Source organism: Priestia endophytica (assembly GCF_026790145.1).
GTDB classification, from domain to species: Bacteria; Bacillota; Bacilli; order Bacillales; family Bacillaceae_H; genus Bacillus_I; species Bacillus_I endophytica_A.
In genome coordinates this window covers 145,588-165,549 of the sequence record NZ_JALAMS010000014.1, presented here as the reverse complement: position 1 = coordinate 165,549, position 19,962 = coordinate 145,588, and the positions used below count along the sequence as shown (strand labels likewise).

Annotated in this window: 18 protein-coding genes and 1 pseudogene; 14 read left to right on the top strand and 5 right to left on the bottom strand. The window is 36.0% G+C overall.

Annotated elements, in window-relative coordinates; translation table 11 throughout:
• Positions 1-53 precede the first annotated feature (53 nt).
• The 7 genes and pseudogenes from MOC86_RS27485 to ureC form a co-directional block, all read left to right on the top strand.
• Positions 54-191: pseudogene (locus MOC86_RS27485) on the top strand (dCTP deaminase domain-containing protein); the annotation flags it as partial.
• A 74-nt stretch (positions 192-265) separates the two neighbouring features.
• The gene (locus MOC86_RS11705; protein ID WP_268584358.1) at positions 266-1,084 is read left to right on the top strand and encodes a MerR family transcriptional regulator; all 819 of its coding nucleotides are present in this window, start codon (positions 266-268) and stop codon (positions 1,082-1,084) included.
• A 107-nt stretch (positions 1,085-1,191) separates the two neighbouring features.
• Entirely contained in the window at positions 1,192-1,875 is a 684-nt protein-coding gene (locus MOC86_RS11700) for a DUF554 domain-containing protein (RefSeq protein ID WP_268584356.1), read from the top strand.
• A 329-nt stretch (positions 1,876-2,204) separates the two neighbouring features.
• The gene (locus MOC86_RS11695; protein WP_268584354.1) at positions 2,205-2,657 is read left to right on the top strand and encodes a DUF2383 domain-containing protein; all 453 of its coding nucleotides are present in this window, start codon (positions 2,205-2,207) and stop codon (positions 2,655-2,657) included.
• Positions 2,658-2,963: 306 nt separating this feature from the next.
• Positions 2,964-3,281: an urease subunit gamma gene (gene ureA / locus MOC86_RS11690; protein WP_268584352.1), complete on the top strand. Its 318-nt coding sequence runs from the start codon at positions 2,964-2,966 to the stop codon at positions 3,279-3,281.
• Complete coding sequence (gene ureB / locus MOC86_RS11685; protein ID WP_268584351.1) at positions 3,278-3,655, top strand: urease subunit beta; 378 nt, start codon at positions 3,278-3,280, stop codon at positions 3,653-3,655. Before ureA ends, ureB begins: the two co-directional genes overlap by 4 nt.
• Positions 3,652-5,361, top strand: coding sequence for an urease subunit alpha (gene ureC / locus MOC86_RS11680; RefSeq protein ID WP_268584349.1), 1,710 nt, complete (start codon positions 3,652-3,654; stop codon positions 5,359-5,361). The genes ureB and ureC overlap by 4 nt, the downstream gene beginning before the upstream one ends.
• A 230-nt stretch (positions 5,362-5,591) precedes the next feature.
• Here ureC and gucD read toward each other — a convergent pair whose 3' ends face one another.
• The 3 genes from gucD to MOC86_RS11665 all read right to left on the bottom strand — a co-directional run bounded on the left by gucD (position 5,592) and on the right by MOC86_RS11665 (position 8,942).
• On the bottom strand, positions 5,592-7,058 hold the full coding sequence (gucD, locus tag MOC86_RS11675; protein ID WP_268584348.1) for an alpha-ketoglutaric semialdehyde dehydrogenase GucD: 1,467 nt from the start codon (positions 7,056-7,058) through the stop codon (positions 5,592-5,594).
• A 149-nt stretch (positions 7,059-7,207) separates the two neighbouring features.
• Positions 7,208-8,101, bottom strand: a complete 894-nt coding sequence (locus MOC86_RS11670) for a fumarylacetoacetate hydrolase family protein (protein ID WP_268584346.1) — start codon at positions 8,099-8,101, stop codon at positions 7,208-7,210.
• Between the two features lie 73 nt (positions 8,102-8,174).
• Positions 8,175-8,942: an IclR family transcriptional regulator gene (locus MOC86_RS11665; RefSeq protein WP_268584344.1), complete on the bottom strand. Its 768-nt coding sequence runs from the start codon at positions 8,940-8,942 to the stop codon at positions 8,175-8,177.
• A 637-nt stretch (positions 8,943-9,579) separates the two neighbouring features.
• Between MOC86_RS11665 and MOC86_RS11660 the strand changes: the two genes are divergently transcribed.
• The 4 genes from MOC86_RS11660 to MOC86_RS11645 all read left to right on the top strand — a co-directional run bounded on the left by MOC86_RS11660 (position 9,580) and on the right by MOC86_RS11645 (position 15,029).
• Positions 9,580-11,568, top strand: coding sequence for a YjhG/YagF family D-xylonate dehydratase (locus MOC86_RS11660; RefSeq protein ID WP_268584343.1), 1,989 nt, complete (start codon positions 9,580-9,582; stop codon positions 11,566-11,568).
• A gap of 294 nt (positions 11,569-11,862) precedes the next feature.
• Positions 11,863-13,305 carry a GntP family permease gene (locus MOC86_RS11655; RefSeq protein ID WP_268584342.1) on the top strand — a complete coding sequence of 481 codons (1,443 nt, stop codon included), beginning with the start codon at positions 11,863-11,865 and terminating at the stop codon, positions 13,303-13,305.
• 426 nt (positions 13,306-13,731) lie between these two features.
• A complete protein-coding gene (locus MOC86_RS11650; RefSeq protein WP_268584341.1) occupies positions 13,732-14,346 on the top strand; it encodes a class I SAM-dependent methyltransferase in 615 nt (204 codons plus the stop codon).
• 35 nt (positions 14,347-14,381) lie between these two features.
• Positions 14,382-15,029, top strand: a complete 648-nt coding sequence (locus tag MOC86_RS11645) for a class I SAM-dependent methyltransferase (RefSeq protein ID WP_268584340.1) — start codon at positions 14,382-14,384, stop codon at positions 15,027-15,029.
• A gap of 380 nt (positions 15,030-15,409) precedes the next feature.
• On the opposite strand, the gene tatC is transcribed toward MOC86_RS11645, so the two are convergent.
• Positions 15,410-16,132, bottom strand: coding sequence for a twin-arginine translocase subunit TatC (gene tatC, locus MOC86_RS11640; RefSeq protein ID WP_268584338.1), 723 nt, complete (start codon positions 16,130-16,132; stop codon positions 15,410-15,412).
• A 73-nt stretch (positions 16,133-16,205) separates the two neighbouring features.
• Entirely contained in the window at positions 16,206-16,430 is a 225-nt protein-coding gene (gene tatA, locus MOC86_RS11635) for a twin-arginine translocase TatA/TatE family subunit (RefSeq protein ID WP_019394379.1), read from the bottom strand.
• A gap of 334 nt (positions 16,431-16,764) precedes the next feature.
• On the opposite strand from tatA, the gene MOC86_RS11630 reads away from it, so the two are divergent.
• From MOC86_RS11630 to MOC86_RS11620, 3 genes are all read left to right on the top strand, one after another.
• Complete coding sequence (locus MOC86_RS11630) at positions 16,765-17,091, top strand: hypothetical protein (protein ID WP_268584337.1); 327 nt, start codon at positions 16,765-16,767, stop codon at positions 17,089-17,091.
• A gap of 306 nt (positions 17,092-17,397) precedes the next feature.
• The gene (locus MOC86_RS11625) at positions 17,398-18,132 is read left to right on the top strand and encodes a gluconate 2-dehydrogenase subunit 3 family protein (RefSeq protein ID WP_268584336.1); all 735 of its coding nucleotides are present in this window, start codon (positions 17,398-17,400) and stop codon (positions 18,130-18,132) included.
• Positions 18,133-18,144: 12 nt separating this feature from the next.
• Entirely contained in the window at positions 18,145-19,881 is a 1,737-nt protein-coding gene (locus MOC86_RS11620; protein WP_268584335.1) for a GMC family oxidoreductase, read from the top strand.
• Positions 19,882-19,962 lie beyond the last annotated feature (81 nt).

Below are 19,962 nucleotides of genomic sequence, written 5' to 3'. Positions count from 1 at the left end.
AACAGAAATTTGAATAGAATCTTGTTTGAAATGTTGGTTAGGTAGAGCCGGGTTTTGAAAGACAAATTACACTTGAATTATATAATTCAAATCGCCTCCCCCTTAAACTAGTTAAAGGATGGAGAATTTGTCAGCTTGTGTTTGCAGAGGTGGACCAATTTCTTAATCATCCTTACATAGAAAAATATTAGGAGGAGATAAACACACCAGGTAGTCGTAGTTTTCTAGATAAAGACGATGAAGGGTTAAGAAAGGAGAAGATCAGATGAAAGAATTTTTTACGATTGGAGAGATATCAAAACTATTTCATGTAAAAATCTCCACTCTCAGATATTATGACGAAATTGGTCTTTTAAAACCTGAGTTTACAGATGATAAGACCCATTACCGTTATTATTCAACCCAGCAATTCGAAAGACTAGATTCAATTAAATACCTAAGGGCACTAGGTGTACCAATAAGCAAGCTTTTAGAGTTTTTTAACTACCGGGACATTGATAACCTGGTTGTGATGTTAAAAAATCAACAAGCTGAAATAGCTCAAAAAAAAATGGAGTTAGAAACAATTGAAAGGAAAATTTCTCAGCGTCTACTGCAGATTAACCATGCTATCAATACACCACTTGATACCATTGCTGAGGTGAAACTACCTGGGCGGCATGTAGCTTATCTTCAGCATGACTATAGTCCAAGTGAAGATATTGAATTTCCTATTTCAGAGTTACGTACTAATTTCAATCTTAAAACAGATATTTTTCTAGGGAAAATAGGTCTTTCCATTTCAGTATCTGACTTGTGCTCGGGTACTTTTAATAAGTATTCAAGTGTTTTTATGACAGTAGAAGAGGACGATGAAGTTGCATCTCCTACCACTGTTTTTCCTCCTAGAGAATATCTTCAAATTTGCTTTAAAGGCACCCATATGGATGCGCCTCCTTATTATAAGAAGTTGATGGAATATATGAAAAATCATCAATACAAACTGATTGATGATTCGATGGAGATAACCTTGATTGATTATGGAGTTACGAATGACTTAAATAAATATGTCACCGAAATATTAGTGCCCTATAGTTGTTTGTGACATTCTGTGTTCTAAAAGTTAAAATCTCACTTGACCCTCCAGCTACTGGAGGGTTTAATATTTTATTACGTTCTAAGTTATTTTATAAACAGAAAGGAGAACATCCAATGTTTGGAACAATTTTCAATACACTCACAATCATAGTAGGGAGTGTTATAGGTAGTATCTTTAAAAAGGGAATAAAACATGAATATCATAATATTTTAATGCAAGCTATGGGATTGGTAGCTACTGTGTTGGGAATTGATGCTGTCGTACATCATTTACCTTCGAGTAAGTATCCTGTACTTTTCATTGTAAGTTTAGCGATAGGAGGGTTAATTGGTCAAAAACTGAATTTAGAAGTAAGATTTAACAACTTGGTTAATAAATTTTCTAAAAGTAACCTAGCTGAAGGTTTGTCAACGGCCATTTTATTATTCTGTATAGGATCTTTGTCTATTTTAGGACCGATAGAAGCCGCTTTAAAAGAAGACTATACCTATTTACTTGCTAATGGAATATTAGATGGAATCACTTCTATTGTTTTAGCTTCAACCTTTGGTATAGGAATAGCTATTGCCGCGATTGTATTATTTATATGGCAAGGCTCTATTTATCTCATTACAATCTTGCTAGAAGGTGCTATTAATCATAACCTGTTAAATGAATTGAGTATTGTAGGTGGAATACTCATTCTGGCATCAGGGTTAAATATCTTAGAAATTAAAAAGTTTAAAACCTTAAACCTTATTCCTGCTTTACTTGTTTCACCTCTTCTATTTTTAATTATTGAATTATTTCAATTCTGATACTGATGAAGCTGAAAGGAAGGCGGACTAAAACCTAATTAATTTCATTTTAAAAAAGAGAAGATTTAAGAACCAACTATATATACCTTTAGTTTACATAGCCTTTATATTAAGAAATTAATACAAGCGCAAATTCGTTCAGTAACAACGAGGTTGCGTTTTTTTCTTTCCCCTTAATTCTACTTTTATGGGTAAATGAATTTTAGTTTTGTAGGGACCTTCTAAATTAACTTTAACTTATATTTTAAGCAACACTAATTTCTAGAGCTATATCTAGTATAAGTCTCTTTAAGAATGTACTAAAAAACACATCCAGTAAACAGTTGTATATGGATAAGAAACAGATAGTAGGTACGCTTAATAAACTAGTGGAAGGTCAATACATGGGGATACATGCTTACGAGAATTTTATAAAAAATCTCGATTCCTCTTCTTCACTTCTTTCTCACTTTATTGAAATTCGTAAAGATCTAGAACATCATGCAGAATTGCTTTCAAAACGTGTTCAAGTACTAGACGGAACACCTAGAAGTAGTGAAGGAATTATAGGGAAAATAGAGCTCTTTATAAGCCAACTATTTGATTCTTCTACTAGTGAACAAGATATTCTAAAACATGCTATTAAGGGTCAAAATTTATATGGAATCAAAATGACTGAAGAATTAGTTTCAAATAAACTTGATGAGGAAAGCTTATGTCTCGTTCATGAAATATTACAAAAACAACGAGAGCATGTTGACTATTTAAAATACGAATTACATTTTAGAACTTCTTCTCAATGATTTCATTACATCGTATTGTGTTTAAACTGCTAAGGAGCTTTTATTATAAGCTCCTCGTTTTTTAAGGTTGATAACCTAGCATAGCTAACAACAGTGCTATCCGGAGATATAAACAATACTTCTGGGAATACTAAGAGAATTTAAAGTTTTCCTCGTTTTACTCTTGCTGTATTTTATCCATTTGTAACAAAGATATGAAATAAAAATAGGTTCAATAATTTAAAAATTCAGAATAGTATTTACTTTTTGTGACATCTTATGTTATATTTATTTACATCTTTTTTATACATTAAGGAGGTTTATAAGATGAGATTAACAGAGATAGAGAAAGAAAAATTGTTAATTGTTGTTGCTGGTCAGCTAGCCCAAGACAGGAAAGAACGAGGAGTTTTATTAAATTACCCTGAAGCAACAGCCTATCTAACTTGCTATGTCATCGAAAGAGCCCGTGAAGGAAAAAGTGTTGAAGAGATTATGGAACTCGGTCGTCACGTGCTTAGTGTAAAAGATTTAATGGAAGGGGTTCCTGAAATGCTAGAGAGCATACAAGTTGAAGCAACATTTCCAGATGGTGTAAAGCTTGTCACAATCCATCAACCAATACAAAAGGAGGTAAAAGCATGAAACCAGGGGCATTTCAAATAGCAGAAGGTACAATTGAAATTAATAAAAGCAAGCCTCAGTGTGAACTCATCGTGAAGAACATAGGATCACGCTCCATTCAAGTTGGTTCGCATTTTCATTTTGCAGAAGTGAATCGAGCTCTTTCATTTGATAGAGAAAAAGCGATTGGTATGCGTCTTGATATCCCATCTGGTACAGCAGTTCGAATTGAACCTGGTGAAGAGAAGAAAGTAACGTTAGTGGCATTAGGTGGCCGCAAGACCGTATACGGATTAAACGGTATAACTGAAGGTTTTATCGATGAACGACGTAAAGAAAAAATGATAGAAAAACTAGAAAAGTATAGTGGTAGCACAAAGGAGGTTTTATCATGAGAATGTCTAAGCAACAATATGCAGATCTCTTTGGTCCTACAGTAGGCGATAAAGTCCGACTAGCAGATACAGATTTATGGGTTGAAATCGAAAAAGACTGCACCGTGTATGGAGAAGAGGTCATCTTTGGTGGAGGAAAAACGATTCGCGATGGGATGGGACAGAATGGACGATTAACAGCCAAGGAAGGAGCCCTTGATTTAGTGATCACAAACGTAATTGTGATTGATCATACAGGCATTATAAAAGCTGACGTTGGAGTTAAAAATGGAAGAATTGTAGGGGTAGGGAAAAGCGGAAACCCAGATATTATGGATAACGTTGATGCTAACTTAATCATTGGAGCTGGTACTGAAGTTATATCAGGAGAGGGGAAAATCTTAACAGCTGGTGGAATTGATACTCATATTCATTTTATTTGTCCCCAACAAATGGATGTTGCACTTTCCTCAGGTATTACCACAATGATTGGTGGTGGAACTGGACCAGCTACAGGAAGTAAAGCCACAACGTGTACTTCAGGCCCTTGGTATATGGAAAGAATGCTTGAAGCGGCTGAAGAGTTCCCTGTAAATGTAGGGTTCTTAGGAAAAGGAAATGCTTCTCATAAAGCCCCTTTAATCGAACAAATTGAAGCTGGAGCAGTTGGCCTTAAGCTTCATGAGGATTGGGGATCAACACCTCGAGCAATTGAAACATGCATGGATGTCGTCGAGCAAGCGGACATTCAAGTCGCAATACATACAGATACGCTAAATGAAGCTGGGTTTCTAGAAGATACGCTTGAAGCCATTGGAGATCGTGTCATTCATACGTACCATATTGAAGGTGCAGGTGGAGGACATGCTCCAGACATTATGAAACTAGCTTCTTACTCCAATATTCTACCTTCTTCAACAACACCAACAATGCCCTACACAACAAATACAATGGAAGAACATCTAGACATGATGATGGTATGCCATCATTTAGATGCAAACGTGCCGGAAGATGTGGCTTTTAGTCGCTCAAGAATTCGCGCAGCTACGATTGCAGCAGAAGATGTGCTTCATGATATAGGAGCCATTAGTATGATGTCTTCGGATTCACAAGCAATGGGACGAGTTGGTGAGGTGATTATTCGCACATGGCAAACAGCTGATAAAATGAAAAAACAGCGCGGCGCTCTTCCAAGTGAACGGGGGAATGATAATGAACGTGCAAAACGTTACGTTGCCAAATATACGATTAATCCAGCTATTACACATGGCATCAGTCATGAAGTTGGTTCAATTGAAAATGGGAAGCTTGCAGACCTTGTTTTATGGGATCCGATGTTTTTTGGTGTAAAACCAGACCTTGTTTTAAAAGGAGGAATGATTGCACGAGCTCAAATGGGAGACCCTAATGCTTCTATCCCAACTCCAGAACCTGTCTTTATGAGAAGAATGTATGCGTCATATGGTAAAGCTAACTCTTCTACAGCCATTACCTTTATGTCACAGGCAAGCATTGAACGTGGTGTGCATGAAAAGTTAGGATTATCCAAAATTATCTCACCCGTACGGAACATTCGAAACTTAAGTAAGCTCGATATGAAGCTAAATTATGCTTTACCCCAAATTGAAGTAAATCCAAAAACATACCAAGTATTTGCCGATGGGAAGGAAATTTCGTGCGAACCTGTTAATCACGTTCCGTTAGCACAGCGTTATTTCTTATTCTAAACGCCTTCCAAGATAAACAAAGAAGCATAAGCTAAAAACTTATGCTTCTTTAGATTTTAAATCCCTAATCCAATTCAGGGAAGTTAATAAGGCACATACTCTTGTCGCTCAAAGGGAATACACCTTATGTTTTTTCTTATTTATGCCGGTTGTTATATATGAGAATATAACTAATAGCAAGAACATATCTGTATAAAGCATGAATAGGGGCTATGCCTCTGAAAGTTTATTTATGCCTTTACAAATATAGTTTTAATAGAAGTGAAAAACTCAATTGCAGCTTCTCCTTGCTCACGAGAGTGGGAGCTAGATTGTTTCATTCCGCCGAATGGGGCTTGCAGTTCAACTCCAGCAGATTCAGCATTAATACGTACGAGACTAGCATCCATCTCATTAATAAAAGAAAGCATGCGACCAATATTTTTAGTGAAAATGGAAGCACTTAGTCCAAATTTCACGTCGTTTGCAATTTGTAACCCTTCTTCTAAAGTCTCGACTTTGATAAGGGCAAGCACTGGACCGAAAATTTCCTCTTGGGCAATGGTCATTCCATTCCTAACATTTTCAAAAACAGTAGGTTCCATAAAGAATCCATTGACTAATTCTTCATCCTCTATACGTTTACCGCCATAAATTAATGTTGCACCTTCTTCTATGCCTTTTTTTACATAAGAAAGTACTGTATTAAGCTGGTTTTCACTTGCACATGGCCCCATCCATACATCTTCTTTTAACCCATTCCCAACTTCTATTTCCTTTATCTTTTCAATAAGTTTATTTTTGAACTGCTCGTAAACTTCACTTTGTACGATTACACGGCTTGTAGCTGTACATTTCTGACCCGTAGAACGGAGGCCTCCACTAATAGTTGCTTCCACTGCCTGTTCTAAATCGGCGTCATTGGCTACAATTACTGGATTCTTTCCACCCATTTCTAACTGATATTTAGCACCACGCTTTAGAGCACCTAGTCCAATTGACTTACCAACTGCATCAGATCCTGTGAATGTAATTCCATTAATATTCGGGTGGTTAGTAATCGCTTGACCAATGACAGACCCAGGGCCTGTTACCATATTAATAGTACCCCTTGGAAGTCCAGCCTCGTCAAAACATTCTATTACTTTGGCTGCAGTTACTGCAGCTTCTTGAGCGGGTTTAAGAATAACAGTATTTCCATAAATGAGTGCTGGTGCTATTTTCCAGATAGGGATTGCTACTGGAAAATTCCAAGGTGTGATAACACCTACAACTCCAAGCGGAGCACGAGTAGTGAACATCAGTGCCTCAGAATCTGATGAAGGAATTACGTCACCTATTTTTCTCATTCCTTCTCCTGCATAATAACGAAGGATAGCGACACCTCTAGCCGTTTCTCCTTTTGCTTCCAGAAATGTTTTTCCCATTTCACGAGTCATTGTTTCCGCAATTTCATCAATACGTTGCTCGAGTGCGTTTGCGACCTTATACAAATACTCTCCGCGGGCAGCACCAGATAGCTTTCCCCAGAAAACTTGTGCTTCCTTCGCAGCAAGGACAGCGTAATCTAAATCTTCTTTTTCAGACTGTTGTATATAACCGATGATTTCATGACGATTGGCTGGATTGATACTAGTCTCAACTTTTTGAATAGAAGCCGTTACCCATTTACCATTGATATAGTTTAAATACGTTTTTTCGTCTGTTTTTACGCTCATCTTATATACCCCCATATTTCATGAAATAGTTTGCTTAATCCCGAAATATTGAATGCTAAAGTCTTTATTATAGTTAACTTTATCGAAAATTTAGAAAAGTAAAATTAGACCAGTGTTTTTCTATATGGTTATTGTGCTATCTGATTTACTCAAACTAAAATGTTATTTGGTAACTTTACACGATTTTTCAAGACACCAATATTAGAGATCTCAATTTCAATCTGATCGCCATCTAATAAGGTAAAGTCATTTGATGGAATAATACACGTACCAGTTAATAATATAGTACCGTCAAAAATTTCATTGTCGCGGATGAGGAAAGAGATTAATTCATCAAATTTTCTTTTTAACTGGTTAGTATTCGCTTTTCCCTCTACTATAAGCTCGTCATTGCGGTAGATTCGACATGTGATGTCAAAATTGTAGGGATCTTTTACGGACTCTGCAAGGAGAATTGCCGGTCCAATGGAACAAGAGTTTTTCCACATTTTTGCTTGCGGGAGGTAAAGCGGGTTCTCTCCTTCAATGTCACGACAACTCATATCATTTCCAATCGTATATCCAAGAATTTCACCATCTCGATTAATAACAAGGCCCAATTCTGGCTCAGGAATTTGCCAATTAGAATCACTACGGATGTAAACTTCTTGTCCTGGACCAACTGTACGAGCAGCGGTAGACTTAAAGAAAATTTCTGGACGTTCAGCCTCATATATCTTGTCATAGAAAGTAGTTGCATCAAGTTTTCCACCTGTTGCTTCATAGTTACGTGCATCGCGACTACGCTCATATGTAACACCGGACGCCCATACTTCTTCAGCTACAATAGGAACAAGTAACGATAAATCTTCTACAGAGTATTGAATAGGTTTTGACTTGGAGATAGTAAATTCTACAAAAGAAAGTGGAGAAACATTTTGTGCGTTTGCCTGTTGAATTAATTCAATTAATCCTTCTTGAGGAAGAGGGTATACTTTTCCCTCATTTGTAACAGCTGCTAGAATTGCTTGTGAATGCTCATTTAAATATCGGATAATACGCATAAAAATAGCCTCCTATTGTTTTATATTATAAAACTGAGTTTTTATATATGGACAAAAGAGAAGGGAACCATCTCTATGAAATTGGTATCCCATTTCCCATTTGTTCTGATAATTGGAAAGCTGTTTGTTTCAGTTGCTTACTAAAAGTCTCTAACTGAGCGTCATCCACACGAGCTATAAGTGTAGAAAGGCTAATAGCCGCAATGACTTTATTCTCATGATTTCGAATAGGTGCTGCAATACAGCGAACACCTGGCTCATTTTCCTGGTTATCAACTGCATACCCTTGAGATTGAACTCGTTGAAGCTCACGCAAAAATTCAGATTCATTTGTAATGGTAAATTCAGTTTGTTTAAAATAGTCATATTCATTTAGAATTTGTTTTATCTCTTCCTGGTCTTTAAAAGCTATTAAAGCTTTACCAACCGCGGAGCAGTGAAGGGGGATTCGTTTCCCTATTTTGGAATAAAGAATAACAGCCATAGGGCCTTCAACTTTATCAATATAAACTCCTTCTTTACCATCGAGTATAACTAAGTGGGCAGTCTGTCCGGTTTTCACTGATAAATCCATTAAGTATTTTTTTGATAAACCTCTAACATCTAAAGACTGAATGACATAGTTTCCTCTTTCAAAGAGCTTCATTCCCAATCTATACTTCCCATTTTCAGGGTTTTGACTGATATAGCCATGATTTAAAAGCGTTTTCAATAAAGAATGAACAGTACTCTTGTGAAGTCCTAACTGATTACTTATATCTGTTATTTTCAATTCTGTTGTATGCTCGTCAAACAGATCAAGAATACGAAGAGCACGATCTACTGATTGAATAACAGGCATGAATTTCACCTACTTGTTTTAAATTATAAAACTTGTTTTTATTATTACAAACTATTCTTACAATTCAAATATAATACTAGTTTTTTAAAAAAGTCAAGAAACATAATTAAATACTTGAATATCTTTCGGACAAAGAAAAATTCTAAAGGATTCATTTATAATTCTTATTCTACAAAACAAAGTTATTAAGTCATACAATTATCTACGCAAGATTTATAAGAGTTAAAATCTTGATAGAAACTAGTATTTTTTAGAATTATACCCTCTATTTTTTAAAACAATTAGATTCCTTTTTAGAATACTAATGTAGATATGAGTAAAATGTAGCGGTTTCTTGTAAGTAACATGAAATCTTACTCTATAATTGGCTTTATTAAATTAATTGACTTTTCAGAAAAAATATGATTATTATTAAATGGCAACAAAAGTTTAATATAGATAAACTTTGTTTTATATTATAAAACAAAAGGAGGTTTATATAGAAAATATACAAAGATAGACAGTCCTAAGAATATTTAATGTTATTGAATTAGTAGTAGGCAAGCATGATAGTAATTACTATAAATATAGGTCCAAAATTAACAGTAAGCTATGTAAGAAACTAAAATAAAAAAATCTTATTAAAGGAGGAATACATATGTCATTGCAATCGATATTTGGCGAAGAGGATGTATCTCTTTATAAAGTTCAAACTCATTCAAAAGGGGCAGATGGTTCACTCCCACTTACATCAGAAATGTTGCTAGATTCACCAAGTGGTGACCTTTTTGGATTATCTCAAAATGTTGGAATGGGATGGACACCTTCAAACCTACTTGGAAAACAAGTTTTAATCCTAGGTACTCAAGGTGGAATTAGGAATCATGATGGTACTCCAATTGCATTAGGCTATCATACTGGCCATTGGGAAATAGGTTTATTAATGAAGGCGTCAGCTGAAGAGATTAATAGACAAGGAGGGGTTCCTTTTGCAGGATTCGTAAGTGATCCATGTGATGGCCGTTCTCAAGGAACTACCGGTATGTTTGATTCTCTTCCTTTTCGAAACGATGCGGCTATAGTTTATCGAAGATTAATTCGATCATTGCCTACACGTCGTGCAATTATTGGGGTAGCTACATGTGATAAAGGTCTTCCAGCAATGACGATAGCTTTAGCATCAATGCATGACTTGCCAACTATTATTGTCCCTGGAGGTGTTACTCTTCCACCTACAAATGGAGAAGACGCAGGAAAGATTCAAACAATTGGAGCGAGATATGCAAACAACGAAATTACTTTACAAGAAGCTGCTGACCTCGGATGTCGTGCTTGTGCTACACCAGGAGGAGGATGTCAATTTCTTGGTACAGCTGGCACCTCCCAAGTCGTTGCAGAAGCTATTGGAATGGCTTTACCTCACTCGGCATTAGCCCCTTCAGGTCAGCCAATTTGGATTGAGATGGCTAAGCAATCAGCACATGCAGCTTTAGAATTGGAGAAGAAAAACATATCTACCAAAGATATTATTACGGACAAAGCGATAGAAAATGCTATGGTGATTCACGCGGCCTTCGGAGGTTCAACAAATTTATTACTTCATATCCCAGCAATTGCTCATGCAGCTAAGTGTAAGATACCCACTGTTGAAGATTGGACTAGAATCAATAAGAAAGTTCCTCGCTTAGTTGATGTACTACCAAATGGTCCTGTTGGTCACACAACGGTTAAGGCATTCCTAGCAGGCGGGGTTCCAGAGGTTATGCTTCATTTGAAAAAATTAGGTGTCTTACATGAAGATGTATTAACAGTTACCGGAGAAACCCTTGGTGCAAACCTCGATTGGTGGGAAAAATCAGAAAGACGTGCAATGATGAAAAAACACTTGTTAGAAACTGATGGAATTAATCCTGATGATATTATCATGGACCCAGTCAAAGCAAAAGAAAAAGGTCTAACTTCTACAGTTACATTCCCAAAAGGAAATATCGCTCCTGAAGGGTCAGTAATTAAATCAACTTCCATTGATCCATCTATGGTAGACGAAGACGGAGTGTATCGACATACAGGAAAAGCTAAGGTCTTTACTTCGGAAAAAGCAGCCATAAAAGCGATTAAAACAGGAGGGATTGAAGCAGGAGATATAATGGTTGTTATGGGCGGTGGTCCTTCAGGAACAGGGATGGAGGAAACATATCAACTAACATCGGCATTAAAACATTTGTCTTTTGGAAAACATGTCTCCTTGATTACAGATGCGCGGTTTTCAGGTGTTTCCACTGGCGCATGTATTGGACATGTTGGACCTGAGGCATTGGCTGGGGGAGCAATTGGGAAATTGCGTGATGGAGATGTAATTGAAATCATTGTTGACCGCAATCAGTTAGTAGGTTCCATTAATTTTGTTGGAACGGAGAACGAAAGACTTTCTTTAGAAAAAGCAACTAAAGTCTTGAAAGAACGTGACCTTCATCCAGACCTCAAACCGGATCCTGGTCTTCCAGATGATACTCGTTTATGGGCTGCGCTTCAATCCGTAAGTGGAGGAACTTGGCGCGGAAATATCTATGATACAGATCGAATTATTGAAGTTCTAAAAGCTGGAGTAAAAGCATTAGGTGAAGAAAAAACACTAGTTCAAAATTAATCTATTGTTGCACAACTTTAAAGCACATTTAAGACCTTGCTTTTTAAACTTTATAGTTTATTCTTCTGGTTTATTAAGTAGTTAGGAGAATGGTTATAGGTGTACGTTAAAATTTTGTTATGGTTTTAAATGAAAGCGGTTTCTAAGAGTTGTTTTTTCAAATAAATAAACTTTATGACTAGTAAACAAAATAGCATAAACATCCTAGAGTTACTTACTAATTAAAATATAGGATCAGCGTTTTAGTAAGTTGAAAAAATAAAAGTATTTTGATTATTTTTTTGGGGGTTTCTTATGCCATTACTTATAGTAGCGATTGGGATTATTCTGTTGCTAATTTTGATTACTGGATTCAAATTAAATACATTTGTTTCATTAATTATTGTATCTTTTATTGTATCTTTAGCACTAGGAATGCCTCTAGGAAATGTTGTTACATCAATTGAAGGCGGATTAGGAGGTACACTTGGTCATATAGCTTTAATATTTGGACTTGGTGCAATGCTTGGTAGGTTAATTGCTGATGCAGGGGGAGCCCAGCGTATTGCAATAACCTTAATTAACAAATTTGGAGAAAAAAGAATTCAGTGGGCTGTTGTAGTTGCTTCGTTTATTGTGGGTATAGCACTATTTTTTGAAGTAGGATTAGTTTTATTAATTCCAATTGTATTTTCAATTGCGAAAGAATTAAGAGTTTCTATTTTACACCTAGGTATCCCTATAGCTGCAGCCTTATTAGCAACTCATAGTTTCTTACCTCCACATCCAGGACCAACAGTAATAGCTGGTGAATATGGTGCAGATATTGGATTAGTTTTACTTTACGGTATTATTGTTGCAATACCAACCGTCATTTTAGCAGGTCCTCTATATACGAAGCTTGCTAAAAAAATTGTACCTAATGCATTTAACAAAACAGGTAATATAGCTTCTTTAGGCGAACAAAAAACATTCCAATTTGAAGAAACACCAGGTTTTGGGATAAGTGTATTGACTGCAATGTTCCCTGTTTTATTAATGGCTATATCTACAATTCTTGATATGGTTCAAAAATCAGTAAGATTTGAAGATAATACATTAATAGAAATTGTCCGTCTTATAGGAAACCCTTCGTCTGCAATGTTAATATCTTTATTTCTTGCATTCTATACAATGGGAATAGCGAGAAATACTCCAATAAAAGAAGTGATGGATTCTTGTACATCATCAATAGCATCAATTGGTATGATGCTATTAATTATCGGAGGTGGAGGTGCTTTCAAGCAAGTACTAATTGATGGAGGGGTAGGGGACTATGTAGCAGAATTATTTAAAGGAACTTCAATGTCACCTATTATACTTGCTTGGTTAGTTGCCGCGATATTACGTATATCTTTAGGGTCAGCTACAGTTGCAGCTATATCTACTTCAGGATTAGTTATTCCAATGCTGGCTCAATACGATGCTAATTTAGCCTTAGTAACTCTTGCAACTGGAGCAGGTAGCTCAATTTGCTCTCATGTTAATGATGCAGGATTTTGGATGATTAAAGAATATTTTGGGTTAAGCATGAAGGAAACATTTTCAACATGGACCATACTTTCCACGATCACTTCTGTAGCAGGATTAGGGTTTATTTTATTATTAAATGCATCCTTAATTATCTCGGGAGCAGTAATCATTCTCATTAGTATAGTAGCAATATATCTCAGTATGTTTGACAGATCTAAGGATAAAAGAAATGCTTTGGGAATGTAAAGGCATAAAACTTTTTGGAAAACAAGGGACAGTTTGAGAGCAGTGAAATTATCCCTAATATTTATAAGGTTCGTCATAACCATCTCACTACAATAACAAGTCTCGTCTCCATTTCTAAGAAAAAGACATAAAATAAATGATCGTACTTTAATAAAAGCGAAGAACGTAAGGGGAAAAACCGTTTAAATAAAATGAGAGGTCCCTCGTTAGATATACAGAAGATATATATATTCAATTTAAGAAGGGGAAAAAAGAGCTTTTCCGGGCAATAAGGAGAGTTCTTTTTCTTTTATCAATAGCATATGAATAGCAAGGTATAAATTACGAATCCATGAATAATAAAGCTGTATAAAAACAGTTATAACAGGAGTGAAGGGCTAACAGTAAGGGGAATTCACTTTCAATTATTTTTGAGGGAGTGAAAGTATGGGCGATAAAACTGGAGAAAAATTTAGCTATATTGACTATTGGGAAGAGAATTATTCAAATGGAGGGAATTCGGGAAAAGGGTCTTACGGAGTTTTAGCACAATTCAAGGCGAATATAATTAATCAGTTTATAAATAAGAAACAAATTCACAAGGTGATCGAATTTGGATGTGGAGATGGAAACCAATTGAAATATATGAATTATCCTAACTACTTAGGGATGGATATTTCACCAACGTCTATAGATATATGCTCAAAGACGTTTGAAAAAGAGGAGACAAAAAGTTTTCTCCTATATAATCCTAAATATTTTATGAATAATGGCTATTTCACAAGCGATTTAGTAGTGTGTTTAGACGTTTTATATCATATTACAAATGAAGAAGATTTCTGGAAAACTTTAGATGATATTTTTTCTTGCAAAGCTTCTTATATTATTTTGTATACGAGGATTACTAAACCAGAAGAGTTTGTGTATGGTATTCCAACAATTCAGGATCGCGATATTTTAAGTTGCTTATCTAAATACGGAGACTACAAAGTCATGGAAATTATTGAGCAAAAATATAAAGAATTGTCAGGAGCAAGTTTTATTATCTTAGAAAAAGTTTAGCAATATGATTTATCCTCAGCCAAAGGAGGAGAACGATGAGTATATTTACTTCAAGATTTATCCTTGAAACTGATCCGTATTCAAAGCATTTTGTCTTTAACTTGCCAAATACCTGGGAGACTAGACCACATGAATATGAATGGGCAAAGAATTTTGCTGAGACTGAGGATATTGTATTAGATGCAGCCTGTGGACTTTCTCATCCATTAAAATTTTATTTAGCTGATAAATGCAAAGAAGTATACGCTTGTGATATTGATGGCAGAATTCTATCCAAATCCTCTATCCTTAAAGATATTGAGGATACTTATGGAACCGTAATTGACGACTCTTTTCTTAATCATTCTTTCAATCCTATCCATTTTTCTCAGTCCTCTTTGACAAACCTCCCATATCAAAACAAGAGTTTTGATAAAATTTTCTGTATCTCTGTTTTAGAACATCTAAGTAAAGAGGATATGGAGCAAACCTTTAAAGAATTTAGGAGAACATTAAAAGATCAAGGCTTACTTATCGTTACCTTTGACTATCCTGCTATTAATTTAGGGGAATTAAAGGTACTGCTTGATAAGGTGAAATTGAAATTTCATGGTGATTACTCATTTGATAAACCCTCTAATGTTTTAGTTTCAACAATATGGGGAGAGCTAAATTGTTTTAGAGCTGTGTTAATAAAAGATTAATATGAAGATTTTAGTATATAGATCATTTGTTAAAAAGATGGAGCGAGAGCGTAAAAATCATTTCTAATTTTTGGTTCACATAATGTATCTTGGGGGAAGTGAGAAAAGTCCAGATCCTTTGTCTAAAAGGGATCTGGACTTTTACTTTAAATATCGTCATTATCTTTATGTTTTGAGAAGCTTCAAGATTTGCACTAGAACCGAACCATCCTAGGTATTACGAAAATGTTCATGATTATGAGCACAAACTACCGGATTTCCGCTAAACAAAAACGGACGGTTTGTGCCCGATTTCTATAAAAAACACCTTGCTTCATTTTGTTCAAACTTGTGCACTTTGAATAAGGCAATAAGTCCATCGTCTATCATAGTTGTTTGGATTATATCGAAACATCACTTTCAATTCGCTTCTTATAAACAAACTTGGAAATGGTGATACTCAATTCATACAGAAGCAGCAAAGGAACAATCACTAGAATATCCGAGATAAAATCAGGCGGAGTGATTAAAACTGACACAACAATAAGGGCGAAATAGGAGAGTTTCCTTGCTTTAGCTAATCTCATTGGATTAAGAATTCCAAGTCTCGTTAAAAACATTACAACCAAAGGCATCTCGAATAAGAAACCAAAGGGTAAACTCAAATGAAGCATGAAGCGAAAATATTCCTCTGCCGTAAACATTGTTTCAAACTGCCCAACGGACAAGTTTGTTAAAAATCCTAATACGGTCGGGAACAGTACAAAATATCCAAAAGATATCCCCGTAATAAATAAAACAAATATCCCTGGGATAAAGCTTAAAGTCACCATACTCTCTTCTCTTGTTAGAGCCGGCTTTACAAATCGCCACGCCTGGTATGCAGCTACAGGGATAGTAAAAGCTATGGCGCATATAATCGAGATAATCATATATACCCATAAAATATCACCTGGACCCAAGATAGCTAATTTCCCATCAAGATCTCTAACTAACCAATTATACATATCCTCTACAAAAATGAATGCAGCCACAAGGAAAATGATAAAGGTAAACAAGATTTTAATAATTCTTTGACGAAGTTCATTCAAATGTCCAATAAGTTCTCCATGGTCGTTTTCCATGTCAGTTGCCTCCTGCTATCATATAAGTGTGAGATAAAATAGAAATAGACGAGTTACCCCGTCTATATATTCCTTATTTAATTACCGATTTCTCTTGCGGCTTTTCAACAGCCGTTAATTGAGGTTTTTTCTCTTCCTCTTTATCATCCTCATAAACTAACCCCTTAGTTGCGCTCTTAAATTCGGTCAAAGTCCGACCAAAAGCTCGCCCGATCTCAGGTAATTTAGAAGGTCCAAAAATCACAAGGGCAATAATAAGAATTAGAATCAAGCCTGGAATACCGATATTTTGAAACATCACTTAAATCCTCCATTCAAAAAGATTCTTCTGTACATAAGCTCTAGGGCACTACTTTTCAAAGTTTTCGGGTAGGATCACCTAGCGCTTCTCTCACGGTTGACAGTCGTAAGGACACCGTTTATTTATAATTCTTTTCATATATTCCCAAAGCTGTTCATTTTTTATACGTGATTCAAAAAGACTAACAATTCTATCCACATATTTTATGAATGAATGACAAAAGTATAGGCTTTTTCTAAGTACTTTAATCTAGTAATACATGTTTCTTATTACATAGGGAATCGTAAAGTAAAGAATTAAAGATGATATAAATCAAGAAAGGGGAATGATCATGAATAAAAAACGGTATCTTATCATGACAAGTATATTTTTATCCACTTTGATAGTAGTGGGCTGTAATGCAAATCAGGATCCTAATCCTCAAGACGATCAAAATCAGGTGGATGAAAATGAAAATGCGGATAATATTGATAAGATGAATGACCATATAGATGATACAACGGAAGATGTAGATGATATTAATGGTGATAAAGAAAACGAAATGCCATCTGGAATTGATGAGGACAATAATGTAGAAGAAGATGCAGTTCCAGATCCAGAAGATCCAGTAGGAGATCTAGAAGATTTGAACGATGAAAATAAGAGAGAGAATGAATAAAATGCTTTAATAGAACGATAAAAAAAGAAACTCTGAATCAGAGTTTCTTTTTTTATAATCTTGGCTATATTAAAGTCTCAAAAATCAGCATGGTTCTTTAACAAGGCCATAATTTTAGGAGTTGATTAAAAATAAAGGATGGGAGGCAAAAGAAGCAATAACTTATTCACTCTTACCCTTTATGCCTCTCCATATCAACATAAACCCCTCTACTACATTAATTCATGAGAAAAGTTGTAATATTTGTATTAAATTACCTAGAGATACCGATACTTTATTAATAAATGTAAAAATGGAGGAAATTACATGACTAATGAAAAAGATACCATAAATCACTCGCGCAGACGCTTTATAAAAAAGTCTGGTTTAGTAGTGGGAGGTACCCTATTAGGAACCTTTATAGGCACTAGTGTCCAGGGGAATAACCAACAGTCACCTCCTCCTCCAACAAGCGAAAAGAAAAATTACAACAGAGCTTTAAAATTTTTCACCCGTCGTGAGGATTTTGATACGCTAAGCGCTGCCACTGAACGCATTTTTCCTGAAGATGAAAATGGCCCAGGAGCTATTCAATTAGGCGTTCCTTATTTTATTGACCATGAGTTGGCAAGCGGATATGGACATAATGATAGAGAATATATGAAAGGACCTTTTTTCTTAGGAAGTGAATTTCAAGGTTACCAATCACCCCTCAAACGACGTGACCTTTTCTTAAAAGGGCTTCGTAAAATTGAAGAGGTCAGTAAAAATGATTATAATGCTTCCTTTGTCGATCTGGAGGATGAACAGCAAGATGAATTGTTGACTAAGTTTGAAGAAGATAAGGTAGAGATAAAAGGCGTAAAAGCTTCATTTTTCTTTAATACGTTAATATCTGCTACTTTTTCCGGTGCTTATGCCGATCCTCTGTATGGCGGAAATGCCGATATGGAAGGTTGGAATATGAAAGAATTTCCGGGCGCCCAAATGAGCTATTTGAATGAGATCGAAGAAGAAAAATTTATAAAAAAAGGACCAATCGCATTAAATGATCATATGTAAAGGAGAAAGTCTATGGTTACAAAATTGGACAAGGTTGATGTTGTAGTAGTAGGTATCGGTTGGGCAGGGGGCATTATTTCTGCGGAACTGGCAAAACAAGGCTTAAAAGTCGTTGGCCTTGAACGAGGAAAATATAAAACAACTGAAGATTACCAAATGGTGCATGATGAGTATCGATATGCTGTTCGTTATGAGTTAATGCAAGATCTGTCGAAAGAGACTATTACTTTCAGAAATAACCCAGATGAGCAGGCATTACCGATGAGGCAGCTTGGAGCGTTTCTGCTTGGAACTGGAGTAGGCGGAGCGAGTACCCATTGGAATGGGGATACGTGGCGTTTTCTTCCATATGATTTCGAGCTGAAGTCAATGACCGAAAAAAAATATGGGGAAAATAAAATTCCTAATGAGTATACCATTCAGGATTGGGGCATTACATACGACGAATTAGAACCTTATTATGATAAATTTGAAAAAACAGCTGGCACAAGCGGGGAAGAGAGCCCTCTTGGACCACCAAGAAAGAATCCATATCCTAATCCACCAATGAAAACTACACCAATGCTGGAGCTTTTTACAAAGTCTGCTAAAAACCTTGGACTTCATCCGTTCCGTCTTCCATCAGGTAATCTTTCACAAACCTATACAAATCCGGATGGTCAAACGCTAAATCAGTGTCAATATTGTGGATTCTGTGAAAAATTCGGTTGTGAATACGGAGCAAAATCTACTCCGGTTGTGACAGTCATTCCGGCAGCTGAGAAAACTGGTAATTTTGATTTGCGTCCATATTCCAACGTAACGGGTATTATTCATGATGGAAAAAAAGCTGCCGGAGTACGCTATGTAGATGTGCAAACAGGAGAAGAATTTGAACAGGCTGCAGATGTAGTTGTTTTGACAAGTTATACAATGAATAATTCCAAGTTGTTGCTGTTGTCTGAACTTGGTCGCCCATATGATCCAAAAACCGGTGATGGTGTGATCGGTAAAAACTACTGTTATCACATCACCGCAAAAGCAACAGGCTTCTTTAAGGATAAATATAATGCTTCTATGGGGGCAGGAGCCCTCGGTGTAACAGTGGATGACTATAACGGCGATTTCTTTGATCATACTGATCTAGATTTCATTCATGGTGGGTCCATTTCAATTAAACAATTAGGCAAACGGCCAATTTTAGAAAATGCGGTTCCTAAAGGAACTAAACCATGGGGGAAAGAATTTAAACAACAATCCATCAAGTACTATAACCGTTCTATTGCTGCTTGGGCTCAGGGAACTTCTTTGCCACATCGCAATAATTATATTAGTTTGGATCCGACCTATAAAGACGCATATGGACTCCCACTGACCCGATTAACCTATGATTTCACTGAACATGATGCTAAAATTTTTCATTTTCTTACCGACAGAATTGCGGAAATTATAGAAGAAATGGGCGCGGAATTAGTCGAGAAAGGGGAAATAAGTGAACACTTTGATATCGTACCAGGATGGAATGACCATATCACTGGTGGAGTTATCTTAGGAGACAATCCAGAAACATCTGCACTCAATAATTATCTCCAAATGTGGGATGCAGAGAATGTTTTTGTTATTGGTGCGTCTGCTTTTCCACATAACGGAGGCTATAACCCTACAGGAACAGTAGGTGCATTGGCGTATCGGGCTGCTGAAGGTATTCAAAAATACTTAGAAAAAGGCGGGCAACTTGTGAAAGCCAACCTCAAAAATAAGCTTGCATAACATAAAGAAAAAAGAAGCGACAAAGGACAAGGAACCATTAACTTTTGGCTTAATGGTTCTTTATTTAGATAGATAATAGCG